At 76.8% G+C, this 18596-nt stretch carries 14 protein-coding genes; 5 read left to right on the top strand and 9 right to left on the bottom strand.

The genetic code is table 11. The annotated features are described in order from the left end of the window. Window positions 1-94 precede the first annotated feature (94 nt). The gene (locus tag T328_RS26800) at window positions 95-1102 is read left to right on the top strand and encodes an ABC transporter ATP-binding protein (protein ID WP_496498768.1); all 1008 of its coding nucleotides are present in this window, start codon (window positions 95-97) and stop codon (window positions 1100-1102) included. A 200-nt stretch (window positions 1103-1302) separates the two neighbouring features. Here the strand turns inward: T328_RS26800 and T328_RS26795 are convergent, their stop codons facing one another. The 9 genes from T328_RS26795 to rimP form a co-directional block, all read right to left on the bottom strand. Then, window positions 1303-2247, bottom strand: coding sequence for a bifunctional riboflavin kinase/FAD synthetase (locus T328_RS26795; RefSeq protein WP_496498743.1), 945 nt, complete (start codon window positions 2245-2247; stop codon window positions 1303-1305). Between the two features lie 181 nt (window positions 2248-2428). After that, window positions 2429-6385: a serine protease gene (locus tag T328_RS26790; protein WP_496498742.1), complete on the bottom strand. Its 3957-nt coding sequence runs from the start codon at window positions 6383-6385 to the stop codon at window positions 2429-2431. A gap of 238 nt (window positions 6386-6623) precedes the next feature. Beyond that, complete coding sequence (truB, locus tag T328_RS26785) at window positions 6624-7526, bottom strand: tRNA pseudouridine(55) synthase TruB (RefSeq protein WP_496498741.1); 903 nt, start codon at window positions 7524-7526, stop codon at window positions 6624-6626. After that, window positions 7523-8095 carry a 30S ribosome-binding factor RbfA gene (gene rbfA, locus T328_RS26780; protein WP_496498740.1) on the bottom strand — a complete coding sequence of 191 codons (573 nt, stop codon included), beginning with the start codon at window positions 8093-8095 and terminating at the stop codon, window positions 7523-7525. The genes truB and rbfA overlap by 4 nt, the downstream gene beginning before the upstream one ends. A gap of 34 nt (window positions 8096-8129) precedes the next feature. Next, window positions 8130-8426 carry a DUF503 domain-containing protein gene (locus T328_RS26775; protein WP_496498739.1) on the bottom strand — a complete coding sequence of 99 codons (297 nt, stop codon included), beginning with the start codon at window positions 8424-8426 and terminating at the stop codon, window positions 8130-8132. 100 nt (window positions 8427-8526) lie between these two features. After that, window positions 8527-11553 carry a translation initiation factor IF-2 gene (infB, locus tag T328_RS26770; RefSeq protein ID WP_496498738.1) on the bottom strand — a complete coding sequence of 1009 codons (3027 nt, stop codon included), beginning with the start codon at window positions 11551-11553 and terminating at the stop codon, window positions 8527-8529. Between the two features lie 161 nt (window positions 11554-11714). After that, a complete protein-coding gene (locus T328_RS26765; RefSeq protein WP_496498767.1) occupies window positions 11715-12020 on the bottom strand; it encodes a YlxR family protein in 306 nt (101 codons plus the stop codon). Between the two features lie 230 nt (window positions 12021-12250). Further along, entirely contained in the window at window positions 12251-13237 is a 987-nt protein-coding gene (gene nusA / locus T328_RS26760) for a transcription termination factor NusA (RefSeq protein WP_496498737.1), read from the bottom strand. Between the two features lie 2 nt (window positions 13238-13239). Beyond that, window positions 13240-13740 carry a ribosome maturation factor RimP gene (gene rimP, locus T328_RS26755; RefSeq protein WP_496498736.1) on the bottom strand — a complete coding sequence of 167 codons (501 nt, stop codon included), beginning with the start codon at window positions 13738-13740 and terminating at the stop codon, window positions 13240-13242. Between the two features lie 103 nt (window positions 13741-13843). Between rimP and T328_RS26750 the strand changes: the two genes are divergently transcribed. From T328_RS26750 to T328_RS26735, 4 genes are all read left to right on the top strand, one after another. Further along, window positions 13844-14398: a hypothetical protein gene (locus tag T328_RS26750; RefSeq protein WP_496498735.1), complete on the top strand. Its 555-nt coding sequence runs from the start codon at window positions 13844-13846 to the stop codon at window positions 14396-14398. Between the two features lie 434 nt (window positions 14399-14832). After that, window positions 14833-15312, top strand: a complete 480-nt coding sequence (locus T328_RS26745) for a ferritin-like domain-containing protein (protein ID WP_496498734.1) — start codon at window positions 14833-14835, stop codon at window positions 15310-15312. A gap of 43 nt (window positions 15313-15355) precedes the next feature. After that, window positions 15356-16285 carry an aminoglycoside phosphotransferase family protein gene (locus T328_RS26740; RefSeq protein ID WP_496498733.1) on the top strand — a complete coding sequence of 310 codons (930 nt, stop codon included), beginning with the start codon at window positions 15356-15358 and terminating at the stop codon, window positions 16283-16285. Between the two features lie 328 nt (window positions 16286-16613). Then, complete coding sequence (locus T328_RS26735; protein WP_496498732.1) at window positions 16614-18548, top strand: penicillin-binding transpeptidase domain-containing protein; 1935 nt, start codon at window positions 16614-16616, stop codon at window positions 18546-18548. Window positions 18549-18596 lie beyond the last annotated feature (48 nt).

The raw sequence follows: 18596 nt of genomic DNA, 5'->3' as shown, positions 1-18596 counted from the left end.
CGAACGGCCCGACCTGCGCAAGCGGGAACCGGTGACGGCGCGTAAGGAAGCGGCGGACGACGGCGTACGCGCCGGGGGTGTACGCGCCGGGGGCGTGCGCGGGGACGGCGCCACCCCCGGGCCGCTGCTCGCCGCCGACGGGCTGCGCGTCGTCTTCCCCGGGCGGCACGGCGCCCCGGCCGCGCGGGCGGTCGACGGCGTGAACCTGTCCATCGGCGCCGGCGAGATCGTCGCGCTCGTCGGCGAGTCCGGCTGCGGCAAGACGACCCTCGCCCGCGCGCTCCTCGGCCTGGTCCGCCCCACCGCCGGCGCGGTCTCCTTCCGCGGCTCCCCGCTGTCGTACGGCGGCCGGGCGCTCAAGGCGTACCGCCGGCGGGTGCAGCTGGTGCTGCAGGACCCCAGCGGGTCGCTCAACCCGCGGCACACCGTCTACGACGCCGTCGCCGAGGGCCTGCGCATCCACGGCCATCGCGGCGACGAGCGCGCCGTCGTGGCCTCCGCGCTCTCCCGCGCCGGGCTGCGGCCGCCGGAGCGGTTCTTCCTGCGCTACCCGCACGAGCTGTCCGGCGGGCAGCGGCAGCGGGTCGTCATCGCCGGCGCGCTCGTGCTCGACCCGCAGCTGATCGTCGCGGACGAGCCGGTGGCGTCGCTCGACGCCTCGGTGCGCGGCGAGATCCTGGCGCTGCTGCTGCGGCTCCGGGACCAGCTGGGGCTGTCCGCGCTGGTCGTCACGCACGACCTGGGGCTGGCGTGGAACATCGCCGACCGGGTGGCGGTGATGTACCTGGGCCGGATCGTGGAGGCGGGCCCGGTGGAGCAGGTGCTGACCGCGCCGCGGCATCCGTACACGAAGGCCCTGCTGTCGGTGCTGCCGGAGTCGGGGACGGAACCGGTGGTGCTGACGGGCGAGCCGCCGGACCCGGCGCGGATCCCAGGCGGCTGCCGGTTCCACGCCCGCTGCCACCTGCTCGCCTCCGGTGAGGCGGCGTCGGCGGGCGTGGCCGGCGCCTGCCGTGGCACGGACCTGCCGGTGCTGGACGGGGCCCGCGCCGGGGTGGCGTGCCACCTGGCCGAGGCGCGCGCGGCAGCCCCGGCGACGTAGCACCGGATCGGCTTCCGTCGCGGCCATGCCGTCGACGTCCCGGTCGAGGTCGTGCGGGTCGCCGTCGCCGACCCACACCGGGCCGGCCAGGTCGGCGCAGTCGACGTCCGGGCCGGGCGGCGGGCCGTCGGGGTTACCGGATTTTTGTCGCCGTCCCCGGCGGGGTCCACGTCCGGCAGGGGCCAGACGGCCCCGCCCGGTCACCGGCCGGCGGTCAGCTCGCGGCAGGCGTCGACGTCGTGGCGCATCTGGGCCTTCAGGCCCTCGACGGTGTCGAAGCGCTGCTGCCCGCGGACGAAGGCGAGGAAGTCGACGGCCACGTGCAGCCCGTACAGGTCGAGGTCGTCGCGGTCGAGCGCGTACGCCTCCACGGTCCGCTCCGTGCCGTCGAACTGCGGGTTCGTACCGACCGAGATCGCCGCCGGCATCCGCTCGCCCGCGGCGTCCAGCCAGCCCGCGTACACGCCGTCCGCGGGGATCGCGGTGTGCGGCAGCGTCTCCAGGTTGGCCGTCGGGAAGCCCAGCTCCCGGCCGCGCCGCGCGCCCCGTACGACGACGCCCTCGACCCGGTGCGGGCGCCCCAGCACCTCCGCCGCCCCCGCGATGTCACCCTCGGCGATCAGCCGCCGGGCGAGCGTGGAGGAGAACGGCTCGCCGCCGCCCGCGGCGCCGCTGACCTGGAGGTCGACGACGTCCACCGTGTAGTCGTACGTCCCGCCGAGCGAGGCGAGGAACGCGACGTCCCCGGCGGCCCTGTGGCCGAAGCGGAAGTTCGGCCCCTCCACCACCGCCCGCGCGTGCAGCTTGTCGACCAGCACCTTGACCACGAAGTCCGCGGGCGCCAGCTTCGAGAACTCCGCGGTGAACGGCAGGATCAGCAGCGCGTCCACGCCGAGGTCCGCCATCAGCTCCGCCCGCCGGTGGTGCGCGGCCAGCAGCGGGGGGTGGCTGCCGGGGCGGACGACCTCGCTGGGGTGCGGGTCGAAGGTCACGACGACGGACGCGACGCCCAGCTCCCGGGCGTGCTCCACCGTCCGGCCGATGATCAGCTGGTGGCCGCGGTGCACGCCGTCGAACGAGCCGATGGTGACGACGCTGCGCCCCCACCCCTCGGGGATGTCCTCCAAGCCACGCCAGCGCTGCACTGTGCCCGCTCCTCGGTCCGCCGTAGTCCGTGCCTGCCCGGTACAGGACTGTGGAACACAAGACTGCCATGCGCGCGGCCCGGCGCCGGACCCGGGCGCCGGGTGGACGGCGGGGCCGCGGGTTTCGCGCCGTACGCACGAACGCGCCGCCCGTGCGCCCGTACGCACGCCGCCCGCGTCCTCAGCACGCGCGCCGGGGGTGCGCCGTGCCCACGGCGAGCTGCGCGCACGGGCCCAGCAGCACCGCCCAGGCGTCCCGGTCCGCCGCCAGCCAGCCGCGCAGCTGCGCCCCGAACTCCGGCGTCTGGGCCGCAAGTGCCACCAGCCGCCGGTCGAACACGGCGGCCCCCTCCGGCGTACGGATCAGCAGCTGCCCGACGCGCTGGACGAGGTCCCGCGTGCGCCACTCCGCACGCCTGTCCGTCGTGCGGCCGACCGCCGCGAGCAGCGCGTCGAGCACGGCGGGCTCCCGCTCCCGGTCCAGCAGCACGGCCAGTAGCTCGCGGCGCGGCGCCCGGGAGGTGCGGGTTCCCGGCTCGGCGACGACCGGCGCCAGCGCGCGGCGTACCACCGGCGAGTGCGCGGTCAGCAGCTCCACGGCGAGCGGGAAGAGCACGGCGCGGTCGGACTGCCCGTGTTCCAGCCGCCGGTCGACGAAGTCGGCGGCGGCCACGGCGCCTTCGGGGTGGTGGTCGACGTACTCGCGGACGAGGTCCGCGGCGCTCCGCGCCGTCGCCTGCGCGGGAGCGCGGACCCGGGCGAGGGTGCGCAGCACGTCGGCGGCGGCTCCGCCGCCGGCCCGGTGGAGGCGGTCGCGGAAGGCGTCCAGCACGGGGGCGGCGTGGGTGGCGAGGGCGGGGGCGAGGTCGGCGGGGGCGAGGTGCGGGTCGTCGGCGGCGAAGAGGGACAGGGCGCGGGCGAGGTGGGCGGCGCGGCTGTCGGGGTCGCGGAGGAGGACGGCGAGGGCGGGGCCGTGCAGGGTGTCGTCGTCGGACCGCGCGAGCAGGGACTCGGCGGCGTGGCGGAGCAGCGCGCGGTCGGCGGCGCCGCGCGCGTGCCGGGCGGTCTTCGGCGCGTACGCGGCGGCGGCGGCCCGGCGCTCCGCGCGCGGGTCGCGCGCCCAGCGGTCCACGGCCCGGCTGAGGGCGGCGGGCTCGTCTTCGGCGAGCGCGGTGAGGAGTTCGCCGGCACGCGGGTGGGCGGCGGCGACGAGGGCTTCGACGAGGTCGTCGACGGCGCGGGCGCGGTGGGTGTGCAGCAGCGCCTGGGCGGCGTCGGCGACGGTGGCGCCCGCGGCGGGCAGGTCGCGTACGTCGTCGAACCAGGCGACCAGCAGCGGCTGCGCGGCGGTCGGGTCGGCGTGGAGCAGCTCGCCGGCGGCGGTGAGGTACGCGGACGGGCGGCGGGTGTCGGCGGGCACCAGCAGGCGCAGCAGGTCGAGCCGGTCGGCGAGCGGGAGGGGCAGCCGGGTGAAGAACGACGGGCCGAAGGGGGCGAGCACGTCGGGGAGTTCGGCGGTGCCGCCGAGGCGGGCGGCGTGGTCGGCGACGCGGGCCGCGAGCCGCCGGAGGACCTGCCGGTACGGGCGGGCGTCGGGCACCCGCAGCAGGGTCTCGCCCAGCAGGTGGGCACCCCACCAGCCGCCGTCGGCGGGGGCGGTGGACCCGTCGGCCCCGGGCACGCGCCGCGGCTCCGGCAACGACGGGCGGCGGGCGGCGGCGACGGCGACGGCGGCCAGCAGGTCCGTCAGCCGGTGGGTCAGTTCCGTAGGCCCGAGCCGGCGCTCCAGCAGGAGCAGCGCCTCGACGCACGACCCGATGCGGTGCGGCGGCACCGGCAGCGCGCGGCGCCCGGCGCCGCCGTCGGCGGAGGACGGCAGGTCGCCGGGACGCCAGCGCTCGGAGGTACGGTGGACGAGGACGGCGAGGGCGGCGTCGACGTCGAGGTGCGCGCCCTGCAGCCAGTCGGCGAACTCCTCGTGCGCGAAGCGGTAACCGGCGCCGGCGGGCACGAGCAGCCCTTCGGCGAGCACCGCGGCGGCCCACCCGGTGAGGCCGGCGACGTGGTCCGGCACCCGCCAGGGGAACAGCTCCTCGAAGGCCGCCCGCTCCAGCTCCCCCTGCCCCGGCCCCAGACACCGCCGCGCCGCCTCGTGCGCCTGCCCCGCGACGTACGCGGCGAGCCGCCCCACGGCGGCACCGCGGGGGCTGGCGGGGCCGGCCTCGTGGGCGAGCCGGGTGGCGATGCGCAGGCAGACGAGCGCGAAGTACGCCTCGAACACCTCCCACCGCCGCGGCCCTGCACCACCCGGCGCCGAGCCGATGCTCTGCGCCGCCCCGCCCGGCAGCGCCCCCGGCACCGAGGCGCCGTCGCCCGGGAGTGCCGAACTCGGGCTCGCGCCCGGCGGCTTCGCTTCGTACCGGGCAGGACCCGCCCCGCTCCCGCCCGACCGCGGGGCCGGCACCGAGCTGCCACCGTCCGCCACCGCCCCCGGCGCCTCTGCCCCGCCACCCCGCGGCAGCGCACCGCGGACCTCCGCCAGCAGCCGCAGCGTCAGCGGGTGGCCCGCGTCCGCCGGGTGGAGGGCGGTGGCGGGGATGCCGTAGCGGGTGCGGGCCTGCTCCGCCTCCGCCGCGGTGAAGTCCCCCAGCGGCACGCACGGCGGCAACGCGTCCGGCCCCGGCTGCCCCGCGTGCAGCATCTCCGCCGGGAACAGACCACCGGCCCGCTCCCAGTACTCCGGCCGGCACGCCAGGACCAGCCGTACGCCGTGCTCGCGCAGCCACCCCGCGGTGTGCGCCGTCCACTCCGCCAGCGCCTGCGACGCCAGCACCGGCGGCATCTCCTCCGGGGCGTCGAGGAGTACGAGCAACGGCCGCCCCGCGACCCGCGCCTGGGCGGCGACCGCCTCCGGGCTCGCCGTCGCCGGGTCGCCCGCGCAGCCGGCGGAGCCCGCGGCGGCGGTCACCACGCCGGCGGCGTCGCGCAGCGCCCGGGCCACGGCGTCGCGTACGCCCGCGTCCGCGACCTTGACGTCGGCGCCGCGCAGGCACACGGACGGCGCGGGGTCCGCGCTCGCCGCGCGGCGCGCGGCGAGCCCGGCGAGTTCGGTGGACCGCCCGGTGCCGGGGTCGCCGACGAGCGCGAGGACGTGCGCGGCGCCGTCGAGGAAGCGACCGAACTCCGCCCGCACCGCCCATCGTTCGACGGGCTCCCCCCAGCCACGGCCAGCGGCGCCCGCGGCACCGCTGTCGCCGCCGAAGCTCCCGACTCCCGCCGAAGCCGCGGGATCCACCGCAGACTGCGGACCCGCCGCCACCCGGCCGCCCCTCGCGACCGAGACGCCCGCACACCCCTCGGCACCGCCCCGGGACACAGCAACACCGACGCCGCCCGCAACCGAGCCACCCACCACACCCCCCGCCCCCGGCGAAGAGAACCCCACCGCCCCCAGCTCCAGCGCCCCCGCCAGGTTCAAGTCCCGCCCGTACGCCGCCACCTGCGCCCCGCTCCGGTCCAGCGCCGCCGCCAGCGTCCCCGCGGCGTCCTCCGCCGCACCGCGCAGCGGCACCGCGTGCGCCACCCCGCCGCGGCCCGCGTGCAGTGCGGTGCCGACCACCGCCACCACCGCGCCGCTCGCCGCGTCCAGCACCGGCGCACCGCTCGCCTCGCCGCCCGCGCGCAGCGATTCGTGCGGGGCGAGGGCGAGTTGCAGCACCCCGTCGACGAGGTGGTAGCGGTCGGTCGCGGTGTACGTGGCCGCCCCCGCGGCCACCACCCGCCCCGGCACCCGCTCCGGCACCCGCCCCGCCCGCGGCAGCGCCACGGCCACCTCCGCCCCGTCCTCGACCCCGGCCGCGGCGAGCGCGAACGGCCGGCCGCCGGCCAGCCCCCGGGCCCGTACGACCGCGAGGTCTGCGCCCGGCAGCGAGGTGACGTCCGCGGCCCCGACCGGCCACGTGTGCTCGTCGCCGGGGGCGTGCAGCACCAGCCGGGCGAGTCCGTCGACGGCCTCGTGGCTGGTGAGCACCGTGCCCACGACGTCGACGAGGAATCCGGTGCCCCGCGGACGGCCGGCGAGGTCGCGGATGCGTACGACGGTGCCGGGCGCGCGCGGCGGCGGCGATGAGTGCGGCAACGACCAGCCTCCCCGGGTGGGTCCCAGGGCATGGCTTGCCACCGGCTGATCACGGGAAACGAGGAATGGCGCGATACGCCCCCGGGGACACCCGTTCGGCGGAATCCTTTCGCCCGACACCCGGTGCCGACGCCCGACGCCCGCGGGCCGCCCGCCCGCGGACCGCCCGCCCGGCGGACGGCCCCGACGGCGGACGGCCCCGACGGCGGCCACGTACCGCGACGCGACCGCCCCCGCCCTACGCGAACACCGCCAGCGCTCTGGCCCGCCCCCCGGCCGGCTCCACCAGCGCCAGGAACCGCCCGTCCGGCCCGAACACCGCGTTCGGGCCCTCCGCCAGCCCCGCCGGCACCGCCACCCGCACCCCGTGCGACAGCAGCCGCGCCTGCTCGGCGTCCACGTCCCAGCGCGGGAAGGCCGCCGCCGCGGCGGCGCCGGTCGGCAGCACGTCCAGCCGCTCCTCCAACTGCTCCAGCGTCCGCGCCCCGTCCAGCCCGTACGGGCCGACGCGGGTGCGGCGCAGCGCCGTGAGGTGGCCGCCGACGCCCAGCCCGGCGCCGAGGTCGCGGGCGAGGGCGCGGATGTACGTGCCGGAGGAGCACACGACCGTCACGTCCAGGTCGGTCACCCGCGTGCCGTCCCCGGCCGTCGCCGTGCGCAGGTCGTGCAGCACGAACGTGCTGACGGTCACCGGCCGGGCCGGCAGCTCCACGTCCTCGCCGTCGAGCACCCGCTTGTACGACCGCTTGCCGTCCACCTTGATCGCGCTGACCGCCGACGGCACCTGCATGATGTCGCCGGTCAGCCCGGCGATGCCGGCGTCGACCGCGCCGGGCGGCAGGTCACCGGCGTCCGCGGCGGCGGTGACGTCGCCCTCGGCGTCGTCGGTCACCGTCGTCTGGCCGAGCCGGATCGTGGCCCGGTACTCCTTGTCGGTGAGCGCGAGGTGGCCGAGCAGCCGGGTCGCCTTCTCCACGCCGACGACGAGCACGCCCGTCGCCATCGGGTCCAGCGTCCCGGCGTGGCCCACGCGCCGGGTACGGGCCAGCCGGCGCAGCCGGCCGACGACGTCGTGCGAGGTCAGCCCGGCCGGCTTGTCGACGATGACAAGGCCGTCCGGGCCGGTCGACTTCCCGCTCATGCCCCCGCCGGGCCCCCGTCCGTGTCGCCCGCCGCGCCGCCGCCCGGGACCCGGCCCAGCGGACCGTCGCCGGAGCCGTCGCCTTCACCGGCGCCCACGCCGCCGGAGCCGGAGCCGGCCCCGCCGTCGTCCTCCGCGTCGTCCTCGTCCCGGTCCCGCTTGTACGGGTCCGCCCCCGCCGCGTACTCCGCGCCCGCGGCGGTGGACCGCACCTGCTCGTCCTGCTGCCGGGCGCGCGCCAGCACGTCGTCGATGTTCTTGGCGTTCTCGGGCAGCGCGTCCGGCACGAAGGCCAGCGTGGGCGTGAACTTCACCCCGGCCGCGGCGCCGACCGCCGAGCGCAGCACGCCCTTGGCGCTCTCCAGCCCCTTCGCGGCCTGCGCCCGCTCCTCGTCGTCGCCGTACACCGTGTAGAAGACGGTCGCCTCCCGCAGGTCGCCGGTGACGCGCGTGTCGGTGATGGTCACCCGGGAGCCGAGCCGCGGGTCCTTGACACCCCGCTGCAGCTTCTCGGCCACGACCTCACGGATGAGGTCCGCCAAGCGCTTCGCCCGTGCGTTGTCGGCCACTGGTCCGTCTCCTTGCCCACTTGTCTACTCGTCGTTATTCGTCGCCGTCACAGTGGATCCGCCGCCGTACGGCCAGCAGCTCCACCTCCGGCCGGGCGGCGAGCATCCGCTCGCACCGGTCCAGCGTCTCGGTGAGGTGCCCGGCGTCCCCGGAGACCGTCGCCAGACCGATCACGGTCCGGCGGTGCAGATCCTGGTGCCCGACCTCCGCGGCGGTCACCGCGTACTTGCGGATCAGCTCCGCGACGATCGGGCGGACGACGGAGCGCTTCTCTTTCAGCGACCGTACGTCGCCGAGGAGGAAGTCGCAGGAAAGCGTCCCTACGTACACGTGTGTCCGGATCACCCGCCGGTACGGGATATACGGGATGGAGTGGCGGCGAGGGGGCGGCCCTTCGTGAAGGGCCGCCCCCTGCCGACGGTGCTGCTTATCAGGCGCGCGGCTTCTCGCGCATCTCGTACGTCGCGATGACGTCGTCCACCTTGATGTCGTTGTAGTTTCCGAGGTTGATACCGCCCTCGAAGCCTTCGCGGATCTCGGTGACGTCGTCCTTGAAGCGGCGCAGGCCCTCGATGTTGAGGTTCTCCGCGACCACCTTGCTGTCGCGGATGACGCGGGCCTTGGTGTTGCGCCTGACCTCGCCGGAGCGGATGAGCACACCGGCGATGTTGCCCAGCTTGGAGGAGCGGAAGACCTCGCGGATCTCGGCGGTGCCGAGCTCCACCTCCTCGTACTCCGGCTTGAGCATGCCCTTGAGCGCGGCCTCGATCTCCTCGATGACCTGGTAGATCACCGAGTAGTACCGGACGTCGACGCCCTCGCGCTCGGCCATCTGCGTCGCCCGGCCCTCGGCCCGGACGTTGAAGCCGATCACGATCGCGTCCGAGCCCGTGGCCAGGTCGATGTCGGTCTCGGTGACCGCACCCACGCCGCGGTGCAGCACGCGCAGGTCCACCTCTTCACCGACGTCCAGCTGCATGAGCGAGGACTCCAGCGCCTCGACGGAACCCGCCGCGTCGCCCTTGATGATGAGGTTGAGCTGCTGCACCTCGCCGGCCTTGAGCACCTTGTCCAGGTCCTCCAGCGACACCCTGCGGGTGCGCTTGGCGAAGGCGGCGTTGCGCTCGCGCGCGGCGCGCTTCTCGGCGATCTGGCGGGCCGTACGGTCCTCCTCGACCACCAGGAAGTTGTCGCCGGCGCCGGGGACGCTGGTCAGACCGAGCACCTGGGCGGGGGTCGAGGGCACGGCCTCGTCCAGGGGGTTGCCCAGGTCGTCGAGCATGGCGCGCACGCGGCCGTAGGCGTCGCCGACGACCATCGTGTCGCCGACGCGCAGCGTGCCGCGCTGGACCAGCACGGTCGCCACGGCGCCGCGGCCGCGGTCGAGGTGGGCCTCGATCGCGATGCCCTCGGCGTCCTGCTTCGGGTTCGCGCGCAGGTCCAGGCTGGCGTCCGCGGTGAGGACGACGGCCTCCAGCAGGTTCTCGATGTGCAGGCCCTGCTTGGCGGAGATGTCGACGAACATCGTCTCGCCGCCGTACTCCTCGGCCACCAGCCCGTACTCGGTGAGCTGGCCGCGCACCTTCGACGGGTCCGCACCCTCGACGTCGATCTTGTTGACCGCGACGACGATCGGCACGTCGGCCGCCTTGGCGTGGTTCAGCGCCTCGACCGTCTGCGGCATCACGCCGTCGTTGGCCGCGACCACGAGGATCGCGATGTCGGTCGCCTTCGCACCGCGGGCACGCATGGCGGTGAACGCCTCGTGGCCCGGGGTGTCGATGAAGGTGATCCGGCGCTCCTCGCCGTTGACGTCGGTCGCCACCTGGTACGCGCCGATGTGCTGGGTGATGCCGCCGGCCTCGCCCTCCAGGACGTTGGTCTTGCGGATCGCGTCCAGCAGGCGCGTCTTGCCGTGGTCGACGTGGCCCATGACGGTGACCACCGGGGGCCGCGCCACGAGCGCTTCCTCGCCGCCCTCGTCCTCGCCGAACTCGATGTCGAAGGACTCGAGCAGCTCGCGGTCCTCCTCCTCCGGGCTGACGACCTGGACGGTGTAGTTCATCTCCTCGCCCAGGAGGTGCAGCGTCTCGTCGGAGACGGACTGCGTCGCGGTGACCATCTCGCCCAGGTTGAACATCACCTGGACCAGGGACGCCGGGTTGGCGTTGATCTTCTCCGCGAAGTCGGTGAGGGACGCGCCGCGGGAGAGACGGACCGTCTCGCCCTTGCCGCGCGGGAGCATCACGCCGCCGATGGACGGCGCCTGCATCTGCTCGTACTCCTGGCGGCGCTGCCGCTTCGACTTGCGACCGCGGCGCGCGGGACCGCCGGGACGCCCGAAGGCGCCCTGCGTGCCGCCGCGGCCACCGGGACCGCCGGGACGGCCGCCGAAGCCGGGACGGCCACCGCCGCCGCCACCGCCGCCGGGACGACCGCCGAAGCCGCCACCGCCGCCGCCACCACCGGGACGACCGCCGAAGCCGCCGCCACCGCCGGGACGACCGCCGCCACCGCCGCCGCCCGGACGACCGCCGGGACCGCCGCCGCCCGGACGGCCACCGCCGCCGGGACGGCCGCCGGCCGGGGCGCCGGGGCGCCCGCCGGGGGCGGGGCGCTGCGGCATCATGCCGGGGTTCGGGCGCGGACCGCCGGGACGCGAGCCGCCGCCCTGGCCGCCCTGCGGCCGGGGCATGCCGCCCGGGGTGGGCCGGGAGCCGCCCGGCGCCTGCGGGCGCGGGCCGCCGCCGCCCTGGGCGCCCTGGCCGCCGCCGGGGCGGGGGGCCTGCGGGCGCGGGGCCTGCGGCCGGGCCATGCCGGTGGAGCCGCTGGACGTGAACGGGTTGTTGCCCGGGCGCGGGCCCGCGGGCCGGCCGCCGGGGCGCGGGCCGGGACCGCCGGTGCGCCCACCGCCGGGACGGCCGCCGCCACCGCCGGACTGGCCACCGCCCTGACCGCCGCCGCCCCGCGCGGGGGCCGGCGGACGCGGACCCGGCTTCACCCCGGGCTTCGGGGCGCCGCGGTCCGCGGCGGGCGGCGCGGTGAACTCCGGCGCCTCGGGCGCCGGCGCCTTCTGCGCCGGCGAGACCGGGGCAGGAGCCGGGCGCGGCGCCGGCGCGGGCGCGGGCCTACCGGCCTCGGCGCCGGGGCGCGGCGCGGGCTTGCGCTCCGCGGCCTGCTCAGGCTGGACGGGGGTGGGCTTCACCGCGGGCGCGCCGGGCACGCCGGGCTTGGCGGCGGCGGCCTTCTTCTTCGGCGCGGCGGGCTTGCCGGCGGGCCTGGCCGCAGCCGAGCCGTTGCCGGACTGGAACGCGTCAGTCAGTTTTCGTACGACCGGCGCCTCGATTGTCGAGGACGCCGAGCGGACGAATTCGCCAAGTTCTTGGAGCTTGGCCATGACGACCTTGCTCTCGACGCCGAACTCCTTGGCGAGTTCGTATACCCGGACCTTAGCCACTTCGCTCCTTCTGGTCCGGGGGTGTCCGCCGGACCGTCGCTACTTCTGCATGGGCGTACTCATCGCGTACTCATCGAGTGCTCATCGCAATCTCGACCCACTTCCGACTCGCGAGGTACCTGGCCGCACGGGGTTTCGCGCGGCGCTCGTCTTCTTCCTGCTCATGTCTGCTCTGCCTCTGTCTGCTCTGCCTGCACGGCGTGCGCCACGAAACGATCCACGTCCGCGGTGCCGAGCGGCCCCCGGACCCGCAGGGCCCGGACGAACGCCCGACGGCGGACCGCCAGGTCGAGGCATGCCTTGACGGGGTGCAGATATGCGCCCCGGCCGGGCAGCGTACCGCGGGGATCAGGGACGCACGCGCCCCCGGCCTCCACCACACGTAGCAGATCGCCTTTGGTCGCACGCACCCGGCACCCCACGCAGGTGCGCTCGGGGCAGCCCCGGGCGCGCGTCCGGCCAGACACGCTCAAGTCTACCTCCCCGACCGGCGGGCACCCGCGTCGGGGTGGCAATCGAACGGCTGTTTTTACCCAGGGTTTTGCCCAGGGTCTTGCCCAGGGCGACAGGCAGCCCACGGCGGGCCCGACGATACGTGATCCGGTCCCGGCGGAGCGACCGGGTTTTCGCGCGTCCGTCGCCGCCGCCCCCCTCCGGCCCGGAGGGGGGCGGCGGTGGGCCGGACCCGGCGCGGGCGTCAGTCCGCCGCCGGCTCCGTGTCCGGGCGGATGTCGATCCGCCAGCCCGTGAGCCGCGCCGCCAGCCGCGCGTTCTGGCCTTCCTTGCCGATCGCCAGCGACAGCTGGTAGTCCGGCACCGTCACCCGCGCCGAGCGCGCCGCCAGGTCGACGATGTCGACCTTGCTCACCCGCGCCGGCGACAGCGCGTTGGCGACCAGCTCCCCCGGCTCGTCGGACCAGTCGACGATGTCGATCTTCTCGCCGCCCAGCTCGGCCATCACGTTGCGCACACGGCCTCCCATCGGGCCGATGCAGGCGCCCTTCGCGTTCAGCCCGGAGCGCGTGGACCGTACGGCGATCTTCGTGCGGTGCCCGGCCTCGCGCGCGATGGCCGCGATCTCCACGGAGCCGTCGGCGATCTCCGGCACCTCCAGCGCGAAGAGCTTCTTCACCAGGTTCGGATGGGTGCGCGAGAGGGTCACGGACGGGCCGCGTACGCCCTTGGCCACCCGCACCACGTACGTACGCAGCCGGGTGCCGTGCTTGTACTCCTCGCCCGGGACCTGCTCCTGCACCGGCAGGATGGCCTCCAGCCGGCCGATGTCGACCAGCACGTTGTTCGGGTCCTTGCCCTGCTGGACGACGCCGGTGACGATGTCGCCCTCGCGGCCCGCGTACTCGCCGAAGGTGATCTCCTCCTCGGCGTCCCGCAGCCGCTGCAGGATGACCTGCTTGGCCGTGGTCGCGGCGATGCGGCCGAAACCCGACGGGGTGTCGTCGAACTCGCGTGCCTCGCCGCCCTCCGGCACGTCGTCCGGGTCCTCCTTGGCCCACACCGTGACGTGCCCGGTCTCCCGGTCCAGCTCCACACGGGCCTGCTGGCGGCTGCCCTCGGTGCGGTGGTAGGCGATCAGGAGGGCCGACTCGATGGCCTCGACCAGCAGGTCGAAGGAGATCTCCTTCTCCCGCACCAGGCCGCGCAAAGCGCTCATGTCGATGTCCACGGCTACGAGCCCTCCTCGTCCTTCGTCACCTTGCGGTTGAACTCGATCTCGACCCGGGCCCCGGCGACCTCGCCGAAGTCCAGCCGCCGGGCGGCGGGCCTTCGACCCTTCACCCCCGGGACCTCCAGGTCCAGCCCCGCGTCGTCAACCGTGGTGATGCGTCCCACGACCTCGCCGCCCTCCCGTAGCCGCACCTTGACCATCCGGCCCGCGGCCCGACGGTAGTGGCGCGGCAGGGTCAGCGGGCGGTCCGTACCCGGAGACGTGACTTCCAGGACGTACGGGCGATCGCCCATGGCGTCGGTGGCGTCCAGTTCCTCCGCGACGCGCCGGCTCAGCTCCGCGCAGGTGTCCAGGCCCACGCCGCCGTCGGCGTCGACCACGACCCGCAGGACACGCCGCTTGCCCGCCGGGGTGAGCGCGATCTCCTCCAGGTCGAGGTCGCGTTCCTTGACGAGCGGCTCCAGCAGATCGCGCAGCCTCTCGTTCTGGGTGGTGCTCATCCGGGTGACTCCTCGGCCGCGTGTGCTGTTGTGTGACGTCACGTGTCCGGTCAAAGCGTATCCGCTTCACGACCTCGGCGTTGCCCACCGGTACGCTCGGCTCGTGCGGATCAAGGGACTCCCGGCGAGAAGGACCGTGCTGGCCGGTGCCGCCGTGCTGGCCGCGGCAGGCACCACCGCGGGCTGTTCCGGGGACGACGGCGACGACGGGGGTGCCGACGCCGCGCGTACCGAACGGCTCCGGCGCCGGGCCGCGGAGGCGTCGCGCGGCCTGCTGCGCCGCTACGACGCGACGGCCTCGGCGCACCCCGCGCTGGCCGGGGCGCTCGACCCGCTGCGCGCCGACGTGGCCCGGCACGTCGCGGCCCTGGCCCGCGGACTGCCCGCGGACACCCGCGCCGCGTCCCCGGCCGGCGGCAGGGAGAGCCCCGGCGACCGCGCCGACGCCGCTCCCCCGCCGCCGGCGCAGCGGCGCGCCGACGAGGCGGTCCCCGCGGACCCGGCGAAGGCGGTCGCCGCGCTGGCCGCCGCGGAGAAGCGCACCGCCGACGCCCACACCGCCGCCCTGGCCACGGCCCCGGGCGACGTCGCCCGGCTGCTGGCCTCGGTGGCCGCGGCGGGTGCGGCCCACGTCTACCTGCTCGGGGAGACGGCGTGAGCGGTACGGGGCACGGCCCCCGCCGCCGCGGCGGGAACGGGCCGGGTGGCGGGCCGGTGGCGCGGCGGCCGGTCCGGGGCGCGGACGTGAACAGTGCGGGGCACGGCCCTCGGGACCGGCGGGAACCGGCGCGGTCCCGGGGGCCGGCCGACGGCCCGGCATGCGCTGCGCGCGCTGGACGTACGCCCCGGCCGGCGGCACGGGCCGGGGGCGCGACGGGCGGGACACGGGCCAGGGCCGCGGCCGACGACGCGACGGCCCACGTCTGGCCCGCCCCGTCCGACCCCTGCCTGGCTCGCCCCGCCCCGGCCTGCCCCGGTCCGGCTCGCCACGCCCCGGTCCGCCGCGGTCCGCCCGGCGACCGCGCCGGGCGGCGGCCACGGCGCCGCCGGACGCCCGGCGGCCTACCCCCGTCCCGTACCCCAGGAGGCACCGTGAGCGCACCGTCCGACGAGGCCCTCGCCGCGGCGCAGCGCGCGCTGGCCGCCGAGCACGCCGCCGTCTACGGCTACGGCGTCGTCGGCGCCCGCGCCGGCGGCGGCCGGGCCGACGAGGCGCGCGCCGGCTACGACGCCCACCGCGCCCGCCGCGACGCCCTCAGCCGGGTCGTACGCGACCTCGGCGACCGGCCGCAGCCCGCCGCGGCCGGGTACGCGCTGCCGTTCGCGGTGCCGGACGAGGAGGCCGCCGTACGGCTCGCGACCGAGCTGGAGGACCGGATCGCTGGCAGCTACGCCGACCTCGTCCAGGCCGCGGAGGGCGACCTGCGCCGCGACGCGGCGGCCGCGCTGCGCGAGGCGGCGGTCCGGGCGGCGCGCTGGCGCGGGGGGAGCGTAGCCTTCCCTGGTCTGGCCGAACGCACGGCCGACACCGCACCCGCGGGACGTGAGGGGGACGACGGCCGCACGGACTGACCCCGCCCGCCCCGGCCCGGCCCAGCAAGAGGACTCCGCCCGTATGGCAACTGCACCGCAGTACCGGCCTGACCCGCCGGAGCGCCTGGTGCGCCACGTCTCCGCCCACGGCGACCCGGGCCGCGCCTGGCTCGCGGGGCTGTCGGGGCTGGTCGACGGCCTGGTGCGGCGCTGGGCGCTGACGCCGGAGCGGGTGCACGCGCCGGGCGGCCGGACCAGCGTCCTCGTCCTCGTACGCCAGGAGGACGGCACTCCGGCCGCCCTCAAGGTCGCCTACGAGCCCGAGCGCATCGCGGCCGAGCAGCGCGCGCTGGAGCACTGGAACGGCGTCGGCTCGGCGCGGCTGCTGCGCGCCGACGCCGCCGCGGGGGCGCTGCTGCTCGAACGGCTGCAGGCGGACGTCAGCCTGCGCTCCCTGCCGGAGGCCAAGGCGCAACTGGAGGCGGCGGCGACGCTGCAGCGGCTGTGGACCGCACCGCCCGGCGACCACGCGCTGCCCACTCTGCCCACGGTGCCGGAGCACACCGCGCGGCTCGCGGAGCGGCTGCGCGAGCTGCGCGCCGAGCCGTACGCGGAGCTGGTCGACGCCGCGCTGGAGCGCCGCGCGGCGCTGCTCGGCGACCGGGCGGCGGCGGGGCCCGACGTGCTGCTGCACGGCGACTACCACCAGGGGCACGTGCTGGCCGCCGAGCGGATGCCGTGGCTCGCGGTGGGGCCGCGCCCGCTGGTGGGCGAGCGGGCGTACGACCTGGCCTGGCCGGCCCGGGACCGCGTCGACACCCTCGTCGCCGCACCGGGCGCGGCGGCGGCGACGCGGCGGCGGCTGACGAAGCTGGCGGACTCCCTCGACGTCGACCGCGACCGGCTGCGCGGCTGGACGCTGTTCCGCTGCGTCGCGGCGGGCGTGACGGGCCTGGCGCGCGGCGACCGCAACGGCGGCGAACTCCACCTGGAGTACGCGGGCTGGCTCTGACCGCCGCGCACGCCCCGGGCGGGTGCCGACCGCCGTCCGCGGACGGCCTGTTGGCGTCCGCGGTCCGGCGGGGACGACGGCCCAGGGCCCGTCGTTTGGATCTTGTCGGATCAGGGAGTGGGGGTACCGCCCACGCGCGCGCAGCGCGCTGTGGGGGAGGATGGTGCTGTGCATCGCAAGGCGGAGGAGGGAGTCGACGCGGAGCGTCGGCGACCGACGACAACGCCGCTGGGGGTACCGCCCACGCGCGCTCTGCGCGCAGTGGGGGAGCAGTGCTAGGCGTCGCGAGCCCGGCGAAGATCCAAACGACGGGCCCTAAGATGCCCGCATGGATCTGGGACGGCCTTCCCGCAGACGGTCGCGGTGGGCCCTGGTCGCCGGGGCCGTGCTGGTCGCCGCCGCGGTGCTCGCCGGCGGCATCGCGTACCTGACGGGCGGAGACGACGCCGCCGACGACGCGCAAGCGGAGGTACGGGCGTACGCGGCCGCGTGGGCGCGGGGCGACGACGAGGAGGCCGCGCGCCATACCGACCGGCCCGGGGCCGCCGCCGACCTGCTGGACTCCGTACGCCGGGGGCTGGACCCGCGGGACGTGCGCGTGTCCCTGGACGACCCGGAGAAGGCCGGGGACGGCACCTACACCGTGCCGTTCTCCGTACGCCTGCGCCTGTCCGGCTTCGGCACCTGGGAGTACGAGACCCGCGCGGTGGCCCTGCCCCCGGCGGACGACGGGGCCGAGGGCGGGGACGGCGGCACGGACGGCGGCTCCGGTGCGACGGACGGCTGGCGGGTGCGCTGGGAGCCGCGGCTCGTCCATCCCGCGCTGCGCCGCCACCAGACCCTCGTCCAGACCACACAGCGCGCCGAACGCGCCCCCATACTCGCCGCCGACGGCTCCGAACTGGCCGGCGACGCCAAGGTCTGGGCCGTCTCCATCTGGCCCGCGAAGCTCTCCGACCCCGACCGCGCGTACGACGTCCTCGCCGACCCCGCGCTCGGCGCGGACCTCGACGTGCCGCGGCTGAAGAAGCGCGTGGCCGACGCCGAACCCGACGAGTCCGTGCCGGTCGTGATGCTGCGGGACGAGGTCTACCGGCAGCACCGCGACCGGCTGCTGGACGTCGCCGGGCTGCAGTTCGTGGACTCCGTGCAGCCCGTCGCCCACCTCGCCCGCTCCCTCGTCGGCGCCGTCTCCCCGGACACCGACCGTGGCGCCTCCGCGCTGCAGGCGCGCTACGACGAGCGGCTGTACGCCGCGCCCGGCGGCGAGGTCGTGATCGCCGATCGCGCCACCGGCGCGCCGGTGCGCACCCTGGCCCGCAAGAAGCCCGGCGCGGGCAAGCCGGTACGCACGACGATCGACCCCGGCGTGCAGCGCGCCGCCGAGGAGGCCGTCGACGGGCTCGGCAAGAACGCCTCGATCGTCGCGGTCGACCCCGGCACCGGCCGGGTGCTGGCCGTCGCCGACAGTCCCGACTCCGGCGAGAGCCGCGCGCTGACCGGCCGCTTCCCGCCCGGCTCCACGTTCAAGACGGTCACCGCCGCCGCGCTCCTCGACGGCGGCCTCGCCGCCGGGGACCGCGTTGCCTGCCCCGCGGCGGCGAACGTGGCCGGGCAGCGTTTCGAGAACCAGGACGAGTTCGACCTCCCGCCCGGCACCACCTTCGCCGAGGCGTTCGCGCAGTCCTGCAACACCGCCTTCGTCGGCCTGCGCGACGAGTTCGACGAGCAGACCCTGACCCGCACGGCCCGCGCCTTCGGCATCGGCGACACCTGGCAGGTCGGCGCGGCCACCTTCGACGGCAGCGTGCCGGCGGCCGACGGCGACAACGACAAGGCGGCGGCGATGATCGGGCAGGGCCGGGTGGAGGCCAGCCCGCTGGTGATGGCGTCGGTGGCCGCGACGGTCAAGGACGGCCGGTTCCGGCAGCCGGTGCTGGTGCCGGCCGCGGTGGACAAGCCGTACGAGGCGCCGGAGACGCTCGACGGGCGGACCTACGAACAGCTGCGGTCGCTGATGCGCGGCGTCGTCACCGACGGCTCGGGCGCGGCGCTCCAGGGGATCCCGGGGCTGCCGCACGCGAAGACCGGGACCGCCGAGTTCGGCACGGAGAGTCCCCCGCGCACCCACGCCTGGATGATCGGCTATCTGGAGGGCGCCGACCTCGCCTTCAGCGTGCTCGTCGAGGACGGCGGGTCCGGCGGCAAGGACGCGGGCCCGGTCGCCGCCGACTTCCTCCGCGCCGTACCCGCCGGGAGCTAGCGGCCCCGGTCAGCCCGCGCCCGTCAACCCGCGCCCGTCAGCCCGCCC

This window comes from Streptomyces sp. CNX435, assembly GCF_059570575.1.
The sequence above is the reverse complement of the archived record's forward strand: the minus strand, read 5'-3'. Positions and strand labels throughout refer to the sequence as shown.